This window comes from Apibacter adventoris (genome assembly GCF_002964965.1).
Lineage (GTDB): Bacteria > Bacteroidota > Bacteroidia > Flavobacteriales > Weeksellaceae > Apibacter > Apibacter adventoris.
The window spans coordinates 1-21,033 of sequence record NZ_PSZN01000003.1 but is presented as its reverse complement, the minus strand read 5'-3'; the positions used below and the strand labels follow the sequence as shown (position 1 = coordinate 21,033).

General features: G+C 28.6%; 18 protein-coding genes and 2 rRNA genes. 8 read left to right on the top strand and 12 right to left on the bottom strand.

The window, feature by feature from the left end:
* Positions 1-58: 58 nt before the first annotated feature.
* A complete protein-coding gene (gene accB, locus C4S76_RS01860; protein ID WP_105192125.1) occupies positions 59-541 on the top strand; it encodes an acetyl-CoA carboxylase biotin carboxyl carrier protein in 483 nt (160 codons plus the stop codon).
* Between the two features lie 29 nt (positions 542-570).
* Entirely contained in the window at positions 571-1,935 is a 1,365-nt protein-coding gene (gene accC, locus C4S76_RS01855) for an acetyl-CoA carboxylase biotin carboxylase subunit (RefSeq protein WP_105192123.1), read from the top strand.
* A 74-nt stretch (positions 1,936-2,009) separates the two neighbouring features.
* Here the strand turns inward: accC and C4S76_RS01850 are convergent, their stop codons facing one another.
* Genes C4S76_RS01850 through C4S76_RS01840 form a run of 3 tightly spaced genes read right to left on the bottom strand, consistent with a single transcriptional unit; the run spans position 2,010 to position 4,551 of the window.
* Positions 2,010-2,567, bottom strand: a complete 558-nt coding sequence (locus tag C4S76_RS01850) for an IS1096 element passenger TnpR family protein (RefSeq protein WP_105192122.1) — start codon at positions 2,565-2,567, stop codon at positions 2,010-2,012.
* Between the two features lie 7 nt (positions 2,568-2,574).
* Positions 2,575-3,993, bottom strand: coding sequence for a CCA tRNA nucleotidyltransferase (locus tag C4S76_RS01845; RefSeq protein ID WP_105192120.1), 1,419 nt, complete (start codon positions 3,991-3,993; stop codon positions 2,575-2,577).
* Positions 3,994-4,002: 9 nt separating this feature from the next.
* On the bottom strand, positions 4,003-4,551 hold the full coding sequence (locus C4S76_RS01840) for an L-threonylcarbamoyladenylate synthase (protein WP_394335582.1): 549 nt from the start codon (positions 4,549-4,551) through the stop codon (positions 4,003-4,005).
* A gap of 221 nt (positions 4,552-4,772) precedes the next feature.
* On the opposite strand from C4S76_RS01840, the gene secD reads away from it, so the two are divergent.
* The 3 genes from secD (at position 4,773) to C4S76_RS01825 (ending at position 8,623) form a co-directional block, all read left to right on the top strand.
* A complete protein-coding gene (gene secD, locus C4S76_RS01835) occupies positions 4,773-7,640 on the top strand; it encodes a protein translocase subunit SecD (protein WP_105192118.1) in 2,868 nt (955 codons plus the stop codon).
* Positions 7,641-7,763: 123 nt separating this feature from the next.
* On the top strand, positions 7,764-8,057 hold the full coding sequence (locus C4S76_RS01830; RefSeq protein WP_245915769.1) for a Sec-independent protein translocase subunit TatA/TatB: 294 nt from the start codon (positions 7,764-7,766) through the stop codon (positions 8,055-8,057).
* A gap of 5 nt (positions 8,058-8,062) precedes the next feature.
* Positions 8,063-8,623, top strand: coding sequence for a phosphatase PAP2 family protein (locus C4S76_RS01825; protein WP_105192115.1), 561 nt, complete (start codon positions 8,063-8,065; stop codon positions 8,621-8,623).
* A gap of 58 nt (positions 8,624-8,681) precedes the next feature.
* Here C4S76_RS01825 and C4S76_RS01820 read toward each other — a convergent pair whose 3' ends face one another.
* The 3 genes from C4S76_RS01820 to C4S76_RS01810 all read right to left on the bottom strand — a co-directional run bounded on the left by C4S76_RS01820 (position 8,682) and on the right by C4S76_RS01810 (position 12,288).
* A complete protein-coding gene (locus C4S76_RS01820) occupies positions 8,682-9,938 on the bottom strand; it encodes a nucleoside permease (RefSeq protein ID WP_105192114.1) in 1,257 nt (418 codons plus the stop codon).
* A gap of 116 nt (positions 9,939-10,054) precedes the next feature.
* A complete protein-coding gene (locus C4S76_RS01815; RefSeq protein WP_105192113.1) occupies positions 10,055-11,368 on the bottom strand; it encodes an ABC transporter permease in 1,314 nt (437 codons plus the stop codon).
* Positions 11,365-12,288 (bottom strand): ABC transporter ATP-binding protein, encoded by a 924-nt coding sequence (locus C4S76_RS01810; RefSeq protein WP_105192112.1) that lies wholly within the window; start codon positions 12,286-12,288, stop codon positions 11,365-11,367. Before C4S76_RS01810 ends, C4S76_RS01815 begins: the two co-directional genes overlap by 4 nt.
* A 218-nt stretch (positions 12,289-12,506) precedes the next feature.
* Between C4S76_RS01810 and C4S76_RS01805 the strand changes: the two genes are divergently transcribed.
* On the top strand, positions 12,507-14,540 hold the full coding sequence (locus C4S76_RS01805; RefSeq protein WP_146105660.1) for a hypothetical protein: 2,034 nt from the start codon (positions 12,507-12,509) through the stop codon (positions 14,538-14,540).
* Positions 14,541-14,601: 61 nt separating this feature from the next.
* On the top strand, positions 14,602-15,111 hold the full coding sequence (locus tag C4S76_RS01800) for an SPOR domain-containing protein (RefSeq protein WP_105192110.1): 510 nt from the start codon (positions 14,602-14,604) through the stop codon (positions 15,109-15,111).
* Between the two features lie 74 nt (positions 15,112-15,185).
* On the opposite strand, the gene hflX is transcribed toward C4S76_RS01800, so the two are convergent.
* From hflX to C4S76_RS01780, 4 genes are read right to left on the bottom strand one after another with little or no spacing between them, the layout of a single operon-like run.
* Entirely contained in the window at positions 15,186-16,409 is a 1,224-nt protein-coding gene (gene hflX, locus C4S76_RS01795) for a GTPase HflX (RefSeq protein WP_105192109.1), read from the bottom strand.
* A 51-nt stretch (positions 16,410-16,460) separates the two neighbouring features.
* The gene (locus C4S76_RS01790; RefSeq protein ID WP_105192108.1) at positions 16,461-17,033 is read right to left on the bottom strand and encodes a DNA-3-methyladenine glycosylase I; all 573 of its coding nucleotides are present in this window, start codon (positions 17,031-17,033) and stop codon (positions 16,461-16,463) included.
* Positions 17,034-17,081: 48 nt separating this feature from the next.
* Complete coding sequence (locus C4S76_RS01785) at positions 17,082-18,710, bottom strand: OstA-like protein (protein ID WP_105192107.1); 1,629 nt, start codon at positions 18,708-18,710, stop codon at positions 17,082-17,084.
* Between the two features lie 3 nt (positions 18,711-18,713).
* Positions 18,714-19,163 (bottom strand): Fur family transcriptional regulator, encoded by a 450-nt coding sequence (locus C4S76_RS01780; protein WP_105192106.1) that lies wholly within the window; start codon positions 19,161-19,163, stop codon positions 18,714-18,716.
* A gap of 200 nt (positions 19,164-19,363) precedes the next feature.
* Between C4S76_RS01780 and msrA the strand changes: the two genes are divergently transcribed.
* Positions 19,364-20,011 carry a peptide-methionine (S)-S-oxide reductase MsrA gene (msrA, locus tag C4S76_RS01775; RefSeq protein ID WP_105192105.1) on the top strand — a complete coding sequence of 216 codons (648 nt, stop codon included), beginning with the start codon at positions 19,364-19,366 and terminating at the stop codon, positions 20,009-20,011.
* 245 nt (positions 20,012-20,256) lie between these two features.
* On the opposite strand, the gene rrf is transcribed toward msrA, so the two are convergent.
* Positions 20,257-20,366: ribosomal RNA gene (gene rrf, locus C4S76_RS01770) — 5S ribosomal RNA — on the bottom strand.
* Positions 20,367-20,465: 99 nt separating this feature from the next.
* Positions 20,466-21,033: ribosomal RNA gene (locus C4S76_RS01765) — 23S ribosomal RNA — on the bottom strand; the annotation flags it as partial.

The following is a 21,033-nucleotide window of genomic DNA, read 5'->3' as shown; positions in this document are numbered from 1 at the left end:
GTTTTTTGTGTATTAATAAAAATAAATTTAAATTTGAAATTTAAAAAAGCTTTAGTTCATGGACATTAAAGACATTCAAAACTTGATTAGATTTGTTTCAAAATCTAATGTTGCAGAAGTGACTTATAAAACAGAAGAATTTGAGATATCTATTAAAACTCGTAATTCAGAAGTAATATATCCAGCTGTTAATCAGCCCGTACAACCAATTCCTGTACAACAATTACCAACTGTGCCTCAAATACAAACAACCAATACATCTTCAACTCTTTCAGAAGATAATTCAGAAGATAATTCACAATATATAACTATTAAATCTCCTATGATAGGTACGTTTTATAGGAAATCTTCTCCGGATAAAGAGGCTTTTGTAAATGTAGGAGATTCTGTAAATTCAGGTACCGTAGTATGTGTAATTGAAGCTATGAAATTATTTAATGAAATAGAATCTGAAGTTTCTGGTAAGATTGTAAAAATTTTAGTCGAAGATTCTTCTCCTGTTGAGTTTGATCAACCTTTATTTTTAGTAGATCCCTCTTAATTTTTTAAATCAAAATAAAAACTAAATTTATGTTTAAAAAAATTTTGATTGCTAATCGAGGCGAAATTGCCATGCGTATTCTAAGAACAGCTAAAGAAATGGGTATAAAAACTGTTGCTGTTTATTCTACCGCTGATGCTAAAAGTATGCACCTGAGGTTTGCGGATGAAGCAGTTTGTATTGGTCCTCCTGCAAGTAAAAATTCTTATCTAAACCCTATTAATATATTAGCTGCCGCTGAAGTAACAAATGCAGATGCAATACATCCTGGTTATGGATTTCTATCTGAAAATGCAAATTTTTCAAGGTCATGCCAAAAAATGGGAATTAAGTTTATAGGAGCTACTCCTGAAAATATTGAACGTATGGGAGATAAAGCTTCTGCTAAAGCTACTATGAAAAAGGCTGGGGTACCTACTATTCCAGGCTCTGACGGACTTATAAATAGTTTTGAAGAGGCTGAAAAAATTGCTGAAAAAATTGGTTATCCGGTTATGATTAAAGCCACTGCTGGTGGTGGGGGAAAAGGAATGAGGGACATTTGGAAACCTGAGGACTTAAGAAAAGCATGGGAATCAGCCATACAGGAAGCAGAAGCTGCTTTTGGAAATGGAGGGATGTATATGGAAAAACTAATTGAAGAACCAAGGCATATTGAAATTCAAATAGCGGGTGATAAATTTGGCAAAGCTATTCATCTTTCGGAAAGAGATTGTTCCATACAAAGAAGGCATCAAAAATTAGTTGAAGAAACGCCTTCCCCTTTTATGACAGACGAACTTCGTGAAAAGATGGGAAATGCTGCTATTAAAGCAGCAGAATGTATTGGCTATGAAGGTGTTGGTACTATTGAATTTTTGGTAGATAAAAATAGAAACTTTTATTTTATGGAGATGAATACCAGAATTCAAGTGGAACATCCTATAACAGAGCAAATTACTGATTTGGATTTAATTAAATTCCAAATAGAACTAGCCAATGGTTACAAAGTTCCTAGTAAAAGTTACTATCCAAAAATGCATTCTATTGAATGTAGAATTAATGCAGAAGATCCTTATAATGATTTCAGGCCCTGTCCGGGAACTATCAATGATTTAAATATACCCGGAGGAAACGGAGTAAGAGTAGATACTCATGTGTATCAAAGATATCAAATTCCAACCTTCTATGATTCCATGATAGCAAAACTTATTGTTACTGCGCATAATCGTGAAGAGGCAATTTCTAAAATGAAAAGAGCTTTAGATGAATTTCATATTCAGGGGGTTAAAACAACAATTCCTTTTCATAAACAGTTAATGAATGAACCTCTTTTTGTTAAAGGAGATTATACTACTAAATTTATGGATGATTTTGTTTTAGATGAAAAATATGAAAATGATGATTTACAATAATATAAAGTAATTTATAAAAAAAAGCCTCTGTATAGAGGCTTTTTTTTATAAATTTAAATGTTTATTCTATTTTATTATATATCATCTTCTATTAAATCATCTTCCTCATCATAAATATCTTCTTCTTCTTCATTACTGAAAGAATCATCATCTTCAAATTTAATATTCAAATCTACATCTCCTACTTCTCCGAAATCATCTATCTCTGTTGGTGATATAAATTTCTTATTTGGAGCTTTTAATGGCATTTTCCCGAATCTATAAACTGTTAAAGGATAATTGCCTATCGCTTTTTTATCTACAATTTCTAAAAGTTCTACATAAAATGACCACATTTTCATAAAATCGTAAACAAACAACATCCTATCTCCAACCTTACTAAAAGCTTCTTTAATATAAACATCTGACATAGTTTCTCCATCACCTTCATCAGACATATCTTCTAAAGGAATCTCCTCTCCTTGATTCCAGTTCACATCAGATTTATAAAAAGATGCTAGTTCATCGCCCAAAAGGGTGAATGCACTTTTAATACCTTCATATAAATTCCATAATGTCTGTGTATCTTTAATTTCAATATCTCGGAATACATCATCATCTGTTTCAAGGATTACTCTAATTTTATAAATCATTTTTAATTTAGTTTTTTCGTTTCAAATTTAATTTATTCCCTAATTCTAACATATAATTATATGAATTATTATAATCATTTTTAATTATTCCCTCTAAAATTGCTTCTTTTATAGCTTCTTTAATTATCCCAATTTGTCTTCCTTCAAGTATTTCAAAAGTTTGCATTATATGATTACCGGTGATCGGAGGCTGAAAATTTCTTATTTGATCTTTTTCTTCTACTTGTTTGATTTTCTTTTCAACATAATCAAAATTTCTTTTAAACTGTTGTTGCTTTTTATCATTTTTAGTAGTAATATCTGATTTACATAGTAAAAATAAATCTTCTAAATCATTCCCTGCATCAAATAATAATCTTCTTAAAGCGCTATCAGTAGCTTCATCAGTAATTAATGAAATAGGACGGGAACTATATTGTATAAGTTTTTGAACATATTTAAGTGAATCCCCTAAAGGCAAATGTAACCTCTTAAAAATAGTTACTGCCATTTTACTGCCTACAAATTCATGAGAATGAAAAGTCCATCCAATATTTTTATCAAATCTTTTAGTTTTTGCTTTACCAATATCATGCAATAATGCAGCCCACCTTAACCATAATTTATTCGTTTTTTTACTTATGTTATCAACTACTTCAATAGTATGATAAAAATTATCTTTATGGGTCTGCCCCTCTACTTCCTCTATACCTTGTAAAGCTGTAAGTTCTGGTAAAAATCTTTCTAAAAGTTTGGTTTCATACAGTAATTTCAATCCCACACTCGGAGTAGAACTCATTAAGATTTTATTGAATTCATCAGTTATTCTTTCTTTGGAAAGAATATCAAAACGTTCTGCATTTCTTTTAATAGCTTCAAAGGATTCTTTTTCTATAGAAAACCCTAATTGAGTTGCAAATCTTATAGCGCGAATCATCCTCAACGGGTCATCTGAATAGGTAATATCCGGATTTAATGGAGTACGTATAATTTTAAATTTCAAATCTTCTTTACCATTAAATGGATCTATTAACTCTCCATAATCCTTTTCATTAAGACTTATCGCCATAGCATTGACCGTAAAATCTCTTCGTTTCTGATCATCTTCTAAACTTCCATTTTCTACAAAGGGTTTACGAGAATCTGGAGAATAACTCTCTTTTCTGGCACCAACAAATTCTAAATCATATTTATCATTTTTAATCATTGCCGTACCAAATCGTTTAAAAACACTGACTTTGAGTTTGGGCTGAAACATTTTAGCTATTTCTTCAGCTAATTCTATTCCGCTTCCTTCTGTTACAATATCAATATCTTTTGGTTCGGACTGATTTATTAAATAATCACGTACAAAACCTCCTATAACAAAAACCCGTTGGTTTCTATTTTTAGATACTTTTGATATTTGCTTAAAAATAGGTAATTGTAGTGCTTTATCTAAATTCATGAATATTCATTATTCTCTGATTATTTTGATTTTACCATCTATTGATAATTTTATTATAGATGAAGCCTTATATTCTTTTTCTTCTTCGTGACGCAAATTTATTATATAATCTACACCCTCCAAAATTAAAGGAGAAATTGAACTAAAATTTTTAGGAGAAGCTTCTCCGCTTATATTTGCTGAAGTAGAAACTAAAGGTTTATTTAATTTAGAAATAAGTTGTTTACAAAATTCATCTTTAGTCAATCTTATTCCTATTGTATGATCTTCGGATATTAAGTTGTATGGTAAATTTTTAGGGTTTTCATATATTATAGTCATAGGCTTTTTTGAAATATCTATTAATTCCCAAGCCAAAGCAGAAACTTCTACTAAATCCTGTAAACGCTTCTCTGATTCAACCAAAAGAATCAATTTTTTTTCTTTGCTTCTTTGTTTTAATTTAAATACTTTTTCAATAGCTTCCTCATTAGTTGCATCGCAACCTATTCCCCAGATAGTATCTGTAGGATAAAGAATTAGCCCTCCTTCTTTTAGTACTTTAACCGCATTTAAAATTTCCTGTTGCATTACAAAAATTGAAAGTGCAAATATAAAAATGGATTGTATTTATAAGTACAAAATGCTATTTTTTTTTATATATTTTTCAATAAAATTTCATTTGATTGTTATAGAATACCATTTAAATCAAAAAAAATGTATAAATAATTGGCGGACATGAAATAGACTATTATATTTGCAGACTAATAGAAAAAATTTATACATTATAAATAGTCACAATGAAAGGAAAAGGATTTGTTAAATTTTTTGCAATAGTTCTTACACTAATCTGTATTGCAGAATTATTCCCGACATTTTATGTTAATCGTATAGAATCTAAGGCTAACAGTTTATCTAACGGAACTGAAGGAAGCAAAAGAGAGCAACTTGAAAAATTAGCCAAAGATACTCTAAATTTGGGAATTGTTAAATTAAATTATCATGATGCTAAAAAGAATGAAATGAAATTGGGGTTAGACCTTAAGGGAGGTCTTAATCTTTTATTAGAAATTTCTGAAAAAGACTTACTTTTAGATTTAGCAGATAATTCAGAAAATCCTGTATTCAAAAAAGCTTTGGATATGGCTACATCTGAACAAACAAAATCCAGTGCTACCTATACTTCAATATTTTTTAAATCTTTTGAAAAAGCTAAAACAGAACTTGGGCAACCTAATCTAAAATTATCTTCCCCTGATATTTTTGGTACTAAAGCTCTTTCTAAACAAATACAATATAATACAACTGATGCCGAAGTTGAAAAATATATAACCGGTGTTGTTGAGTCTAGAGTAAACACAGCCATTGATGTTATTAGAGCTCGTATTAAAAAACTAAATATAGATGAACCTAATATAGCAAGAGTACCTGGTACAGGCAGAATTTTAGTAGAATTACCAGGGGTTTCTGATGCCGATCGAGTTAAAAAATTACTTCAAACCTCTGCCAGACTAGAATTTTGGGAAGTTTACGATCAATCTTCTGCATGGAGTTACCTAGCTGATGTAAATCAAAAAATTGCTAATAATAAGTTATTAGGACTTTTATCTCCTTCTAACCAACCTAACGCTGTAGCTACAGCTAAAATAAAAGATACTGCTGCAATTAATAAAATAATATACTCTGATAAGGCTAAAAATCTCCTACCTATGGGTATGCGTTATACAAAGTTATTGTGGGCAGCAAAACCTGATTCTAAATTTCCAAACGATTTAGAACTTTATGCTATTAGAGGAACTAAAAATAATAAAGCTCCATTAGTTGGAGCGGTTACTGAGGCGGGAATTACTTTTGACCAGTTCAACAGAATCCAAATAAGTATGCAAATGGATAATGAAAGTTCTTCTATATGGAAAGAATTAACAGAAAAAAATATAGGTAAACCTATTGCCGTTGTACTTGATGATGTTGTTTATACAGCTCCTAATGTTAATACAGTTATTCCTAACGGACAATCTGTAATCACTGGTTCATTTAATGAACAAGAAGCTAATGATTTGGTTGATGTATTAAAATCAGGAAAACTTCCGGCAAAAGCTAAAATTATCCAATCTGAAATTGTTGGTCCTACTTTAGGACAACAATCCATTAACAATGGATTACTTTCTATTATAGTTTCTTATGTTTTTATCTTGATATGGATGTTTTTCTATTATGGAAAAGCAGGACTCTATGCTAACATAGCTTTGATACTAAATCTATTTTTCTTGGTAGGAATTATGGCTTCAACAGGTTCTGTTCTTACTCTTCCGGGTATTGCAGGAATCGTTTTATCTATGGCTATGGCTGTTGATGCTAATATTATTATTTTTGAAAGGGTAAAAGAAGAAATACGAATGGGAAAGCCTTTAAAACAAGCTTTTTCTGAAGGTCAAAAACATGCTTTAGCTGCTATCATAGACGGAAATTTAACTACTTTGATTGTAGGGATAGTTTTGTTATTTAGTACTGGACCTATTAAGGGATTTGCGGTTACTTTAGTTATTGGTATTTTCTGTACTTTATTTACCGCTATATTTATTACAAGTTTATTTATATATGGAGCTATGGAGAAAGGAGTAAATTTTGCTCTTTCTACTAAAATTACTAAAAATTGGTTTACCAATGTTCATTTTAAATGGATGGAGAAAAGAAAATTTGCTTATATCTTTTCTTTAATTTTAATGCTCATAGCTGTAGTTTCTATATTTACCAAAGGTTTTGATAAAGGGGTAGATTATACTGGAGGAAGAACCTATGTAATTAAACTTAATAAGTCTATTCAACCAGAAGAAATATCTCATAATCTTGAAAAATTATTTGTAATAAATGGAGAAACCACAAATGTGGATGCTAAAAAATATGGTGAAGGAAATCAGGTAAGAATTACAACTAAATATGGAGTAGATAGTAATGATCCGAATATTGATGTAATAATTAGAGAAAAGTTATATTCCGGATTAAAAAATTATTTACCTTCAAAATATACAAAAGATCAATTTGTGAAAGGTACCCCTTATGGTATTCAGTCTGCATCTGAAGTTGGACCAACTGTTGCCAGCGGAATTGTTAGAAATGGTGTAATTGCTGTATCCATAGCTTTAGCCGGAATTTTTATATATATTTTAGTACGTTTCAACAACTGGCAAATGTCTACCGGTGCTGTTATTTCTTTACTTCACGATTCAATAATTGTCATGGGTATATTTTCTGTATTAGGATGGTTAAAAATTGTTCCTTTTTCAGTTGAGCTAGATCAATCTTTTATTGCAGCTATTCTTACAATCATAGGATATTCTATTAATGACACTGTGATAGTATTTGACCGTATACGTGAAAATAAAAAACATAATATTCATCATACAATGACTTTGGAAGAATTATATAATGATGCTATCAATCATACATTGGGAAGAACGATAAACACTGGGGTTTCTACTATTATGGTTACAGTAATTATATTTTTCTTTGGTGGAGAAAGCCTTCAAGGATTTATGTTTGCTTTATTCTTAGGATTTACTTTTGGTATGTATTCTTCTATTTATATTGCATCCGCTCTATCTTATGACTTAACTAAATATAGTTATGATAGAGCTACTGATAGTCCTAAACTAGCTAACGTAAAATAAAAATAAATTATTGAAATAGAAAAAAACAGGTTTTTATGAAACCTGTTTTTTTGTTATTAATTCAAATCTTCTCTATAAATAAAATAGTAACTTTGTATTTGTAAAAACATAAAATATATAGTCGTGAGTTTTGGAGAAATAATTGTCATTTTATTTATAGCTGTACTGTTATTTGGTCCTGATAAAATACCGGAAATAGCCCGCGGTTTAGGGCAAGGAGTAAGAGCTATGAAAGATGCTACAGATAATATAAAAAGAGAAGTAATGTCGCAGATAGAGGAAAATGATTCTCTAAAAGAAATAGAAGATGAAATACAGGAAGCTAAAAAAAACATCAAGGATTCTGTTAATGAGGATAGTAACAATATAACATCTGCATTTGATGATACTTTCGAGGGTCCTGTTAAAAGAAGTTAGATTGTATGAATGATCTAATTCAATGGGATATAAATTTATTTCTATTTCTAAATAATTTAGGAAGTAAATCTTTTGATAGCTTCTGGTTATTTATAACCAATGAATATTGTTGGATTCCTGTTTATATTCTCATTCTTATTATTCTTATAGAAAAATATGGATGGAAAAAAACTATTCTGATATTAATTAGTATAGCAATAATGATTGCTATAACTGATAATTTTGCTTCTCTTATCAAACATTGGGTAAAACGTCCAAGACCTTGCAGAAACTCTGAATTAAACGGACTTTTCCGATTAGTCATAGAAAATTGTCGAGGTTCATTTTGTTTTTTTTCTGCTCATGCTGCAAATTCATTTGGATTAGTTACTTACTTATCTACCTTGTTTTATAAAAAACATAAATATGCACCTTTTCTTTTATTTATTTGGGCATTTTTGGTTTCATATAGTCGGATTTATGTTGGGGTACATTTTCCATTAGATATAATTACCGGTATTTTCGTTGGAATACTCATTGGATTTTTATTCAGTAAAACCCAAAAATGGTTTATTCCTCAGCATTAAAGAAGATAATTATATTCCTCAATAACAAATTACTTATTAAAAAATTATTCTTTCTATTTTATTGATGAATAGATCCTTTGCTATCCGGATGATGATTGGGTCTAAATGCAAAAGGAAAAATAATCAATATAAATAAAGAATAGCCAGCAAAAATAAACCATACTGTGGGCCAATCAGTAATATTATTTTTTGTAAAGTGCTGTACTACCCATCCGCTTCCGTAACTTCCTAAAATTGCCCCTAAGCCATTCGTCATAATCATAAATAAACCTTGGCCACTAGCCCTCATACTTTTATCTGTTTCATTTTCAACAAATAAAGATCCGGAAATATTGAAAAAATCAAAGGCCATACCGTATACTATCATTGATAAAACTAATAAATATAATCTATCTGCAGGATTTCCTAATCCAAATAATCCAAATCTCAAGACCCAAGCCAACATACTTAACATAATAACTTTTTTAATACCAAACTTTTGAAGGAAAAATGGTATCAATAATATGCAAAGAGTTTCTGAAATTTGTGAAATAGAGAGTAATAGATTAGGGTGCTTTACACCAAAAGAGTTGGGATATACAGATTTAAAACTATCTAAAAAAGGTCCTCCAAAAGCATTAGTTATTTGTAATGAGCATCCTAATAACATTGAAAAAAAGAAAAATATTGCCATCTTCTTTTTTTTGAAAAGAATTAAGGCATCTAAGCCAAGAGCTGAGGACAATTTACGTGAATTATTACTTTTTGTTGGAAGCGTTTCGGGCATGGTAAAAGAATATATAGCCATTAAAATTCCTGCTCCTGAGCTCACATATAATTGAATAGGGCTTCTTGCAAATCCTAGTAAATCAACGATCCACATGGCTACTATAAAACCTACAGTCCCCCATACTCGAATTGGAGGGAAAGCCGTCACAGAGTTTAATCCATTTTTTTCAAGTGCATTATATGAAACAGTATTAGTTAAAGCCAAAGTAGGCATATAAAAAAAAGTATGCAATAATAAAAAAGTATAAAACCATGCATAATCTTTCATTTGTGAGGCTATAATTAAAAATAAGGCAGCTATCAAATGACTTGCTCCTAATACTCTTTCTGCATTCATCCATCTATCTGCAATAATTCCTAATAACCCCGGCATAAAAAGTGAGGCTATTCCCATTGTGGCAAATAAGCTGCCAATTTGTATTCCGGAAAATCCTAAGCCTCCTTCCATTGTAGAAAGTCCGGCATATCCTCCTAAAGAGATTAACCAAGCTCCCCATACAAAATATTGTAAAAACACTAGAATTATTAAGCGTAATTTTATAGTCATCTCTTTTATCCTTTTTATAAATTGATTGTTTTGTTTTTTGTTATGCTAAAGTAATACATTTATTTTTACAAATAAAGTGATATACTACATATAATTCTTGTAATATTTTTAAATTTTTAAGATTGTTTTATCCATTTCCATATTTCTTTAAAATTAACTTTTTTACCATACATTAAAATTCCTACTCTATAAATTTTACCAGATATATAAACCATTAATAAAACAGAAGCAAGCATGATAAATATAGATAATATTAACTGCCATAAAGGTATTCCATAAAAAGATCGTGTCACTATTGCCATAGGGGATGTAAAAGGAATTATACTCAACCAAAAAGCAACCGGTCCCTCAGGATTATTAATTATGGTAATGCACCCATAAGCACCTAATAGTAAAGGTATTACAATAATAGGCATAAATTGTTGGGTTTCAGTATCATTATCAACCGCTGCTCCAATAGCTGCAAAAAATGAGCTATAGAATAAATAACCTGAAAAGAAAAAAAATATAAAAAGAAAGATTATAAGTGGATAATTAAGCTCAAATAATGAGTCTATTATGGTTTTAATTTGTAATTCTGTATCATGATTCATTAATGTTTGAAATTCTTCATGTTGTATAGAATTTACTATCAATTCATGACCTAAAAAAACTTGCCCTATAAATAAAAGAAAAAGAGTCATTATTGTCCAAATACAAAATTGTAATATAGCTACCAGAGTTGTTCCTAAAATTTTACCCATCATTAAATCAAAGGGTCTTATAGAAGAAATAATAATTTCTACAACTCTATTATTTTTTTCTTCCATTATGCTTCTCATTACTCGTGTCCCATAAATAATAATGAACATAAGTATTACATACATCAAAGAAAGTGATAATACATCTTTAATCGTTGAGTTACTATCTGATTTATTTCCCTCTTTTATATTTGTAATTTTAAGGTTTACATGGAAATTAATTTTATCTAAATCTGATTTTTTTAATCCTAATTGAATTCTTCTTTTATTTTCTATTTTTTTATTTATTGTATTTTCTATTGAATATATAAGTTTTTTATTAAGATTCTTATTAGTATATAATTGAATATGGTTTTGTAGATTATCCATTAAAGAATCTTGCATTTTAGGAACGTATAAAACGGCATCAAGATTTTTGCTATGTATTAATGAATCTTTTAAAGAATTAATATCTTTTACTTGGTAAAAATTATATATATTTTTTCTATCACTTTTAAAATCTGAATAAAATTGGTTATTAGCATCTACAATTGCTATATTGGCATTAGTTTCATTCATTTTTATCATATAGGCTATTACCATTACTGCTAATATAATTAGCAAAGGAGCCAAAATAGTAATAATAATAAATGATTTTTTTCTTATTTGAGTGAGAAATTCTCTTCTCATTACTAAAAATATATTTCTCATATATCTTTGTTTTTTACTGCATCAATAAACACTTGATTCATACTTGGAATTTCTTCATAAAAAGAAAGAATATCTCCTTTTTCAGACAGGTCTGTAATTAAAGCTTTTGAATTTTCATTATTGGTTATTTTTATAGAAAATGTGTATGTATTCTCTTCCTTTATTAAATTTTCCAGTTGTTTAATTTGTTTAAAATACTCAATTTCTTTAAAATCTATGTTAGTTATAGAAACTTTAAATCTTCCTTCTTTAAATTTGTGTCTGATTTCTTTTACTGAACCATCTAATATTTTTTTAGAATTATTTATTAAGGCAACATAATCACATAATTCTTCAACAGATTCCATCCGATGAGATGAAAATAAAATTGTAGTCCCTTTTTCTTTTAATTCTAAAATTTCATCTCTAATTAAATTTGCATTTACAGGGTCAAAACCACTAAATGGTTCGTCAAAAATTAATAATTCCGGATTATGGAGTACGGTTACCACAAACTGAATTTTTTGAGCCATTCCTTTTGATAACTCGCTCAATTTCTTATTCCACCACTTTTCTATTTTTAATTTATCAAACCAATATTCCAGCTTTTGTTTAGCTTCTAATTTTTTCATCCCTTTTAATTGCGCTAAATAAATGGCTTGTTCTCCAATTTTCATATTTTTATATAATCCTCTTTCTTCAGGCATATATCCGATATGTGCTATATGTTTGGATTGCAAAGGCTCACCATTAAAAAGAATCTGTCCGCTATCTGGTTTGGTTATTTGATTAATAATTCTAATAAAAGTAGTTTTTCCTGCTCCATTAGGTCCTAAAATACCATAAATACTACCTTTAGGGATATTAATACTAAATTTATCTAAAGCTATTTTATCTTCATAGGCTCTGGTAACATTTTCAGCTTGAATAAAGTATTCCATTAAACTTTTATATATTAGATTCCAAAAGTACTAAAAAGTTCTGTATCTTTTAAAATATCAATTTTTAATCAAATATTTTACCTTTGCAAAGATTATTATATATAAAATAGTCTTTGATTCACATAACTTTTTTAATGAGAAAGTATTTTAATCTGTTTAGTTTATTATATTCTATATTTTTTTTTGCACAGCAAAATAAACTCTTCCCTTCTCATAAAATGGAAAATAATTCCGAGTTATATACTTATCAAATTCTATCAAATGCAAAAAAAAATTACTCTGTTCCTCTATCATCTTACCAATATTATGTTTATAATAAATTTTATATAGATTTAAATAATAAAAATTATATTGATATAGATTCTATATCTCAATCTTATCCTAATCAAGAATTGGTATTCTTAGGCGAAAGAGTTACTAAATTTCAGCATAGTAAAAAATATGGAAATAAAAATATAATTATAGCCGATCAAGTATCAGGATTAAAAGAACCTTTTTATGAGTTATTTGGCGAACAAATGTTGTATGATAAAATACCTGATATTTTAACTGATAATTTTTTTTCCTATAATTTTAAATTAGTTGATAGTATTACTTATAATAATAATAAAATCTTTATAATATCATTTGGTTCAAAAAGAAATTTATTAATTAATGGGAGTAATGGTTTATTATATATAGATAGTAAAAATTATAATATAGTTAAATATTCAGGAACTGTATATAATCAAAATTTCACACGTTATTTTGAATTAAATTGGGCTAAATTTAAAGATTTTTGGTACTTAAAAAGCTGCATTAATAAAATTAAATTTAACAATATTGATTTTTCAAAATTTTTAGATAAAAAATTTAAAAGTCCTAAACTAATAATTACGCCTTGGATTATTATAGAATCGTCAACGCTAAATTTTACAGATACCGAAACCGATAACCGAAATGATTTTAAGGGTTATACCTATGAGTTAGAGCAAAATTTTAATAAAGATACAGAAGTTAAAATCTCACCATTCAGATCAAAACCATTAAATTTTGCTGAAAAACAAACTTACTCTTCTACTACTTCAATATTTGATTTTTATCCGATAGAAAGAAAAGTTCGAACTTACCTTGCTTTAAAAGAAGGTAAACTCTCCTTAGGAGAATTTGATTTAAGTTTACTTAATTTTTTGAGTTATAATGATTACGAAGGATTTAGGTTTCAAATAGGTGGAAAAACCAATTATAAGTTTAGCCAAAATTATTCTCTTCACGGATATACGGGATTTGGAAGTAAAGATTCCTCTTTTAAAGGTAATATTGGAATTGATTTGTATGTAAATAAAAAAAATGATGGTAAACTTAGTATAGATACCTATTCAGATGTAAATCCTTTTTCTACTGATTTTTATAGAAATTCAGAAACTATTTTAGAAAGTAAGAAAAATTTAAATTTTATTCAAAATAATATCTTTTATAATTATAGAAAAGGTGAAATTTCCTATAACCAAGATTTTTTTGAAAAATTCTCTACAACTTTTATTCTAAATTATTCTAATCAAAAAACAAACTATTCTTATATTTATAAAAACTTTAGTACCAAGCATTGGTATCATAATTTTACTACCTCCTTTCAAATAAATTACTCTCCTTTTTGTGAATACTTAATGACTCCTATAGGTAAGTTAACTATAAAAGACAAACCTATACATTTCAATTTTAATTATACCAAAGGTTGGAAAGGAATTGGAGGAGATTTTAATTATAATAAATTTGATTTTTCATCTGATATTTCTATTAAAAACCAATGGGGAATTAGCCATTTATATTTAAATTCCGGATACATTTCGGGAAAAACTGTGTTATGGAATCTATATGGTAGTTTCGGAAATGCTAAAAATGCTAATACTATTTTAAAAAGATTTTCAGTAAAAGGTTATGATTCTTTTGAAACATTATTACCGGGTGAATTTTTTGCTGATAAATTTATTGCATTTTTCTTTATTCATAAATTTAAGGATATTCCATTATGGGGAAATGAAAATATATCTATTTCCCTTCTATACAATGGACTTTTAGGAAATATTCAAAACAAAAACCTACATTCTTTAATAGATTTTAAAACACCCTCAAATTACTACCAAGAATTAGGAATTGAATTTAATCATATAATTTATTACTTTGGTTTAGGTTTTTACTACAGAATTGGAGCTTATAATTATGATAAACCTGATCGTAATATGTTTATAAAATTAACTTTTAATTTATTTTAATAGAGTGAGGTATTATATTGATAGAAAACATTATTTTTGTATCATATTAATTTATAAACTAATGAAAAATTATCTTTTAACTTTATTACTACTGTTTACTTGTTCTTCTTTCTTCATGGCACAAGAAGTAATTATTAAAGTAGATTCAGCCACAGGAAGTAGATTAATTATTAAAGGAGAACCTTTAATAATCAAAATGTTAAATGATAAAGAAATTTGCAATAAATCGACCAAAACTTCATCTACTCCTTCCTCTACCCCTATAGTTAAAACGAAACCTAAAAATAATTCTCCTAAGAGTGTTTGTGGGAGAAGAAATGATATTCCCGGATTTATGATAAAAGTTGCAGAGGCTAAAAGTGAACAAGATATTAATTCATTGTTGAATAATTTTAGATCTGAATTTCCTGAACTCAGAGTTGAAAAACATTATTTACGACCTGATTGGAGACTGCTTGCAGGGGATTACTTTAAAAAAGAATCAGCCCAGATAGATTTAAGGAGAATTAGAAGAAATTTTCCATCTGCAGTAGTAATTAATTGGAGAATTTATTGCAACAGAGCTAAATAATTAATTTATAACAAAGAAACCTGAAAAAAATTCAGGTTTTCTTTTAATTTGATATTCGTTATATTTTTTATTATTTACATATTTATTTCTTTACCTTCATCATCATAGTACTCAAAAAGGAAATCATTATAAGGAAATCTTTTTACATGAATTTCTTTAACTTTCTCATAAATTAATTTTTTCATAACCTTATAATTTTCTTTAGTTTTTGCCGATATAAAAACCGTAGGATACTTTGATTTTCCCATCCAAGTTTTTTCCCAGTCTTCTAATGAATAATTACCTTTTTTTATAGGAGTAAGATCGTCGTCATCTTTCTTTTCATATGTAAAATTATCTATCTTATTAAAAACTAAAATTGTAGGTTTATCTGCACATCCAATATCTGATAAAATAGTATTTACAGACTGAATATGATCTTCAAAACTTGCATGAGAAATATCCACTACATGTATCAATAAATCTGCCTCTCTAACTTCATCTAAAGTTGATTTAAAAGATTCTACTAATTGAGTAGGTAATTTTCTTATAAACCCTACAGTATCTGTCAACAAAAATGGTAAATTACCTATAACCACTTTTCTTACAGTAGTATCCAATGTTGCAAAAAGCTTATTTTCAGCAAACACATCAGATTTACTTAATACATTCATCAAAGTAGATTTCCCTACATTTGTATATCCGACTAAAGCTACTCTTACTAATTTTCCTCGGTTATTCCTTTGAGTGGCCATTTGTTTATCTATAGATTTAAGCTTTTCTTTTAATAAAGAAATTCTATCCCTGATAATACGACGGTCTGTTTCTATTTCTGTTTCACCTGGACCTCTTAAACCTATACCTCCTTTTTGTCTTTCTAAGTGAGTCCACATCCTTGTTAAACGAGGCAATAAATATTCATATTGAGCCAACTCAACTTGTGTTCTTGCATAAGAAGTTTGGGCTCGCTGAGCAAAAATATCTAATATAAGATTAGTTCGATCTATAATTTTTCTATCTATTTCTTTTTCTAAATTTTTTAATTGTGAGGGAGTTAACTCATCATCAAAAATAATTGTATCTATTTCATTTTCCTGAGCAAAATTGATAATCTCTTCTAATTTCCCTGTACCTACAAATGTTCTGGGATTTGGTTGATCTAATTTCTGTGTAAATCTTTTAATTGCTTTAGCTCCTGCTGTTTCAGTTAAAAATTCTAGCTCATCCATATATTCCATGAGCTTTTCTTCATCTTGATTTTGTGTTATCAGGCCAACTAAAATTGCATTTTCATAAATTATTTCTTTTTTTTCTAACATATAATTTCTCCTGCTTTATTTTTATGATTTTTTATAGTCATAGATCTATCTCTAACTAATGGAACAGAAACAATCGGTAATATGATCATTTACTATACCAACTGCTTGTAGAAAAGCATAAATTATTGTTGTTCCAACAAATTTAAATCCTCGTTTTTTTAAATCTTTTGAAATTTTATCTGACAATTCTGTAGAAGCTGGAACTTCTTTTATATTACTCCATTTATTAATAATCGGATTCCCATTTACAAAACTCCAAATATAGTTGCAGAAAGAACCAAATTCCATTTGAATTTCAATATATTTTTGTGCATTTACCACAACTGATTGAATTTTTAATTTATTCCTTACAATCCCTTCATCCAATAATAAATCATTTAATTTTTGTTGAGAGTAACTAGCTATTTTTTTATAATCAAAATTATCAAATGACTTTCTGAAATTCTCTCTTTTTTTTAAAATAGTAATCCAACTTAAACCTGCCTGAAAACCTTCTAAAATTAGAAATTCAAACAATATATTATCATCATAAACAGGTTTTCCCCATTCTTCATCATGATATTTTTTATAAATTTCATCTTTACCTACCCAACCACATCTTTTAATAATATTATTAGTTACCATTTTTGTTAATTTATTTTAGTTTATTATTATTTTTATTTAAAAAATAATTTATAACTTATCATGTTCTTTTAAAATATCATCTAAAGACTTTCGAGGTTTATCTTTATCAAAAGGTAAAATATCAGGAAATATATCTTGCCACTTACGTAAACGCTCATCCTCCCTCCAATCAAAGTCAGGCAAAAAGCGTTGTCGCTCTGGAAGTTTACTCTCTGGATATATTTTAGATTCTGCATTTATTTTGCATGAAACAATTTCCATTTTCTTTTCTATAAACTCTCCCTGCAATATGCCACATATAGATTTTGCTATTCCTGTTCGCTCCTTTTCATGTGTTTTTGAATTATCTTCCTCTATATAGGTAATAGATTCCGCATTCCCAACTAAATCAACAATATGAATTTCCTGATTTTCAAAGTATGCATGTAAATCCCTTCCTTTAGATTGATTAAACTCAAACTTAGGTGATAAAGAATCCACTTTACTAATTATAAATGCATGTTTTCTTCCATACATTGAATCAATAGCTTGGCTCGTAGGATTTAAATAAGCTGTAAGAGTATCTGCTATAAGTTGCCTCATACTTGATGACCAAAATATTGGTTTTTTATAAAAATCTATTTTTCCAATAGACTCATTATAAACTAAAGAATCACTTTTTCCGGACATATTAGATTTGAACAATCTACCGTTATGATATCCTCTAATTATAGATTTTTTATCTTTGTTTTGTATAGCAATTAATGTATCAGAATGTAGATATAATGAATCCTTAGTAAATATTTTCACCATATAAGGCCTACCGGTAACAATTGCTGAATCTTTAAATTGATACACCTCTCCATATTCTCCTATTAAGTATCTTTTTTCTTTAGGATCATCTAATTTTACATTTTTAATTCCTTTCCCGAACCCTTTTATCTCATTAAAATATAAATCATCTCCCGATAAAATTTTTCCTTGATAATACACTTTCCCATCTTTTTTTAAAACAGATTCTTTAGTTTTAGTATTATAAGTTCCTTTTGTACCCGTAACGTAAACAGAATAATCTTTTTTACTATTTATTCTGGTAAATTCATCAAATACAGCTATACCTGTTTGAGTATTATATTTTATATTAGACCCATCTATCTTGTATTCAGGAGATTCTAAGGTTGAGCTTTCGCCTAATTCTATACGATTTTCTTTAATATAATATTTACCTATCTTTGTTCTGGTAATATTTGTTCCCCTATATACAGTTCCCCAATTATCAAAATAAGCTAGATCTATATTAGCATCATAAAATAATTTTTCTGTTTCTACTGTTTGATCCGGACTTACTAATTTTACATTATCGTAAGCAATAACCATACGTTTATTCGCATCATAAGTGAGCCTTTTACATGTTAACAAAGTTTCTTTATCTGTAAAATGTATATTCCCCCTTGCTTCAACAAAGTCCTTATCTTGAAAATAAATAACAGAATCTGCTTGTAATTTAGAAGTCTCATGCTGTGCTATAACATTCCCTGAATAAACCAAATTCCCATTAAAAACATTCTCATTTACTTCTTCCAGATCTGCATTAATTAAATTTATTTTTTGAGGTTTGGTATTTTTTTGAGGTTGTGAGAAAACTTCTTGTGAAAAAATTAATCCTATAAAAAAGAATAATAAAAAATTTAATTTCATTTACTAAGCTTTCTTTTTTGCGTAAAAATATAAGGAATGACTCTCTATTTCTATACCAAATACTTCTTCTAATGAATCTTTAATAGTTTGAATTCTAGGATCACAAAATTCAATAACTTCTCCACTATCCATCATAAGTATATGATCATGTTGTTTTGCAAAATATGATTTTTCATATAAAGCTTGTAATCCATCTCCAAATTGATGTTTTCTAACTAATTTTGCATCTAGTAAAATCTCAATAGTATTATATATAGTAGCCCTACTTACTCTATAATTCTTTTCCTTCATTCTCATATATAACCAATCTATATTAAAATGCTCATCAGTAGAATAAATCTCTTCTACAATTGCAAATCTTTCTGGTGTTTTTCGATGTCCTTTATCTTCTAAATATTTACGAAAAACTTCTTTTACAATTTCTATATCTTTATTTACTGTCTTTGAATTCATATTACTTTGGGATACTATTGCAAATATAATAAATATTTTAGCTATTTATTTTAGAAAACAAATGAATATTTACTTAATATAAGTTTATTGTAAAAAAATAAATACATAAATATTTTTTAGTACAGTTTTTGTTGTTCATTATCTTAACTATTTTTTTTATTAAAAAAATAATTATTATTATATAAATTTTAATTAAATAAATGAAAAGCTATATATTAATATTGAATATATTTTTATTTATTAATTGCCAAACTAATCAACACAAAGAAAAATATTCAGAGTATACAGAAAAAAAATTAGAAAAAGTGACATTTGGCGGAGGTTGTTTTTGGTGTTTAAGTCCATGTTTTGAAATGATAAAAGGAGTTAATAAAGTAACTTCCGGATATTCAGGTGGATATAATGATTATCCAACGTTCCAGCAAGTTTCTTCCGGCTTAACAGATCATGCAGAAGTAATACAAATAGAGTATGACCCAGAGTATATTTCATTTTCTGAAATATTAGACATATTTTGGTTTTTACACGATCCTACTCAACTCAATCGGCAAGGAATTGATATTGGTTCACAATACAGATCTATAATTCTATATAGAAATGAAGAACAAAAAATTTTATCACAAGAATCTTTAAAAAAGTCACAATCTACAGATTTATGGAAAGGAAAATATGTAACACAAATTGTTCCTTTTGTTAATTTTTTTCCGGCAGAAGATTTCCATCAAGAATATTATCAGAAAAATCCTAGTCATCCGTATTGTATCTCCGTTATAGCTCCTAAAATTGAGAAATTTAGGACTAAATTTAATTACAAATTAAAACCTGAATTTAAAAGAATTATTAAATAAAATTATCATTATTCATAAAAAAAACAAATTCTCCCTTCTTCATAAATTAAATAATAAAAATTTAATCCCAATAATAAGCCCGGAATTTCCCTTTTTTATACACTATACACTTTTAATATGGCCATACTTACTGTAAAACTAATTAAACCTATAATCCCTCTTATATTCCTATTTTTTTCTTATTTTTTAACCCTATAAAAACAAAAAAGTCTCACTTATATAATAAGTGAGACTCTGTATTAAAAAACTGGCGGCTACCTACTCTCCCGCAATTAGCAGTACCATCAGCGCTAGGCAGGCTTAACTTCTGTGTTCGGAATGGGAACAGGTGAGCCCTGCAGCTATAACCACCCTAAATATTGTTAATGGAATTTTATATAATATTTTTTAAACTTCTCACCTTTTATACTAGGCTTATTTGATTTGTGTTTTTATTACTTCACCTGTACTTTTTTTGGACGAAATCTACGGGTAATTAGTACTACTCGGCTATGACATCACTGCCTTTACACCTGTAGCCTATCAACGTGGTGATCTCCCACGACCCTTAAAAGAATTCTTATCTTGTGGCGAGTTTCGCACTTATATGCTTTCAGTGCTTATCTCTTCCAAACTTAGCTACTCAGCAGTGCACCTGGCGGCACAACTGATACACCAGAGGTTTGTTCAACTCGGTCCTCTCGTACTAGAGTCAACTCCACGCAAAATTCTAACGCCCGCAATAGATAGAGACCGAACTGTCTCACGACGTTCTGAACCCAGCTCGCGTGCCACTTTAATGGGCGAACAGCCCAACCCTTGGGACCTTCTCCAGCCCCAGGATGTGACGAGCCGACATCGAGGTGCCGAACCTCCCCGTCGATGTGAGCTCTTGGGGGAGACTAGCCTGTTATCCCCGGAGTACCTTTTATCCTATGAGCGATGGCCCTTCCATACGGAACCACCGGATCACTATGTCCTGCTTTCGCACCTGCTCGACTTGTTGGTCTTGCAGTCAAGCACCCTTATGCCATTACACTCTA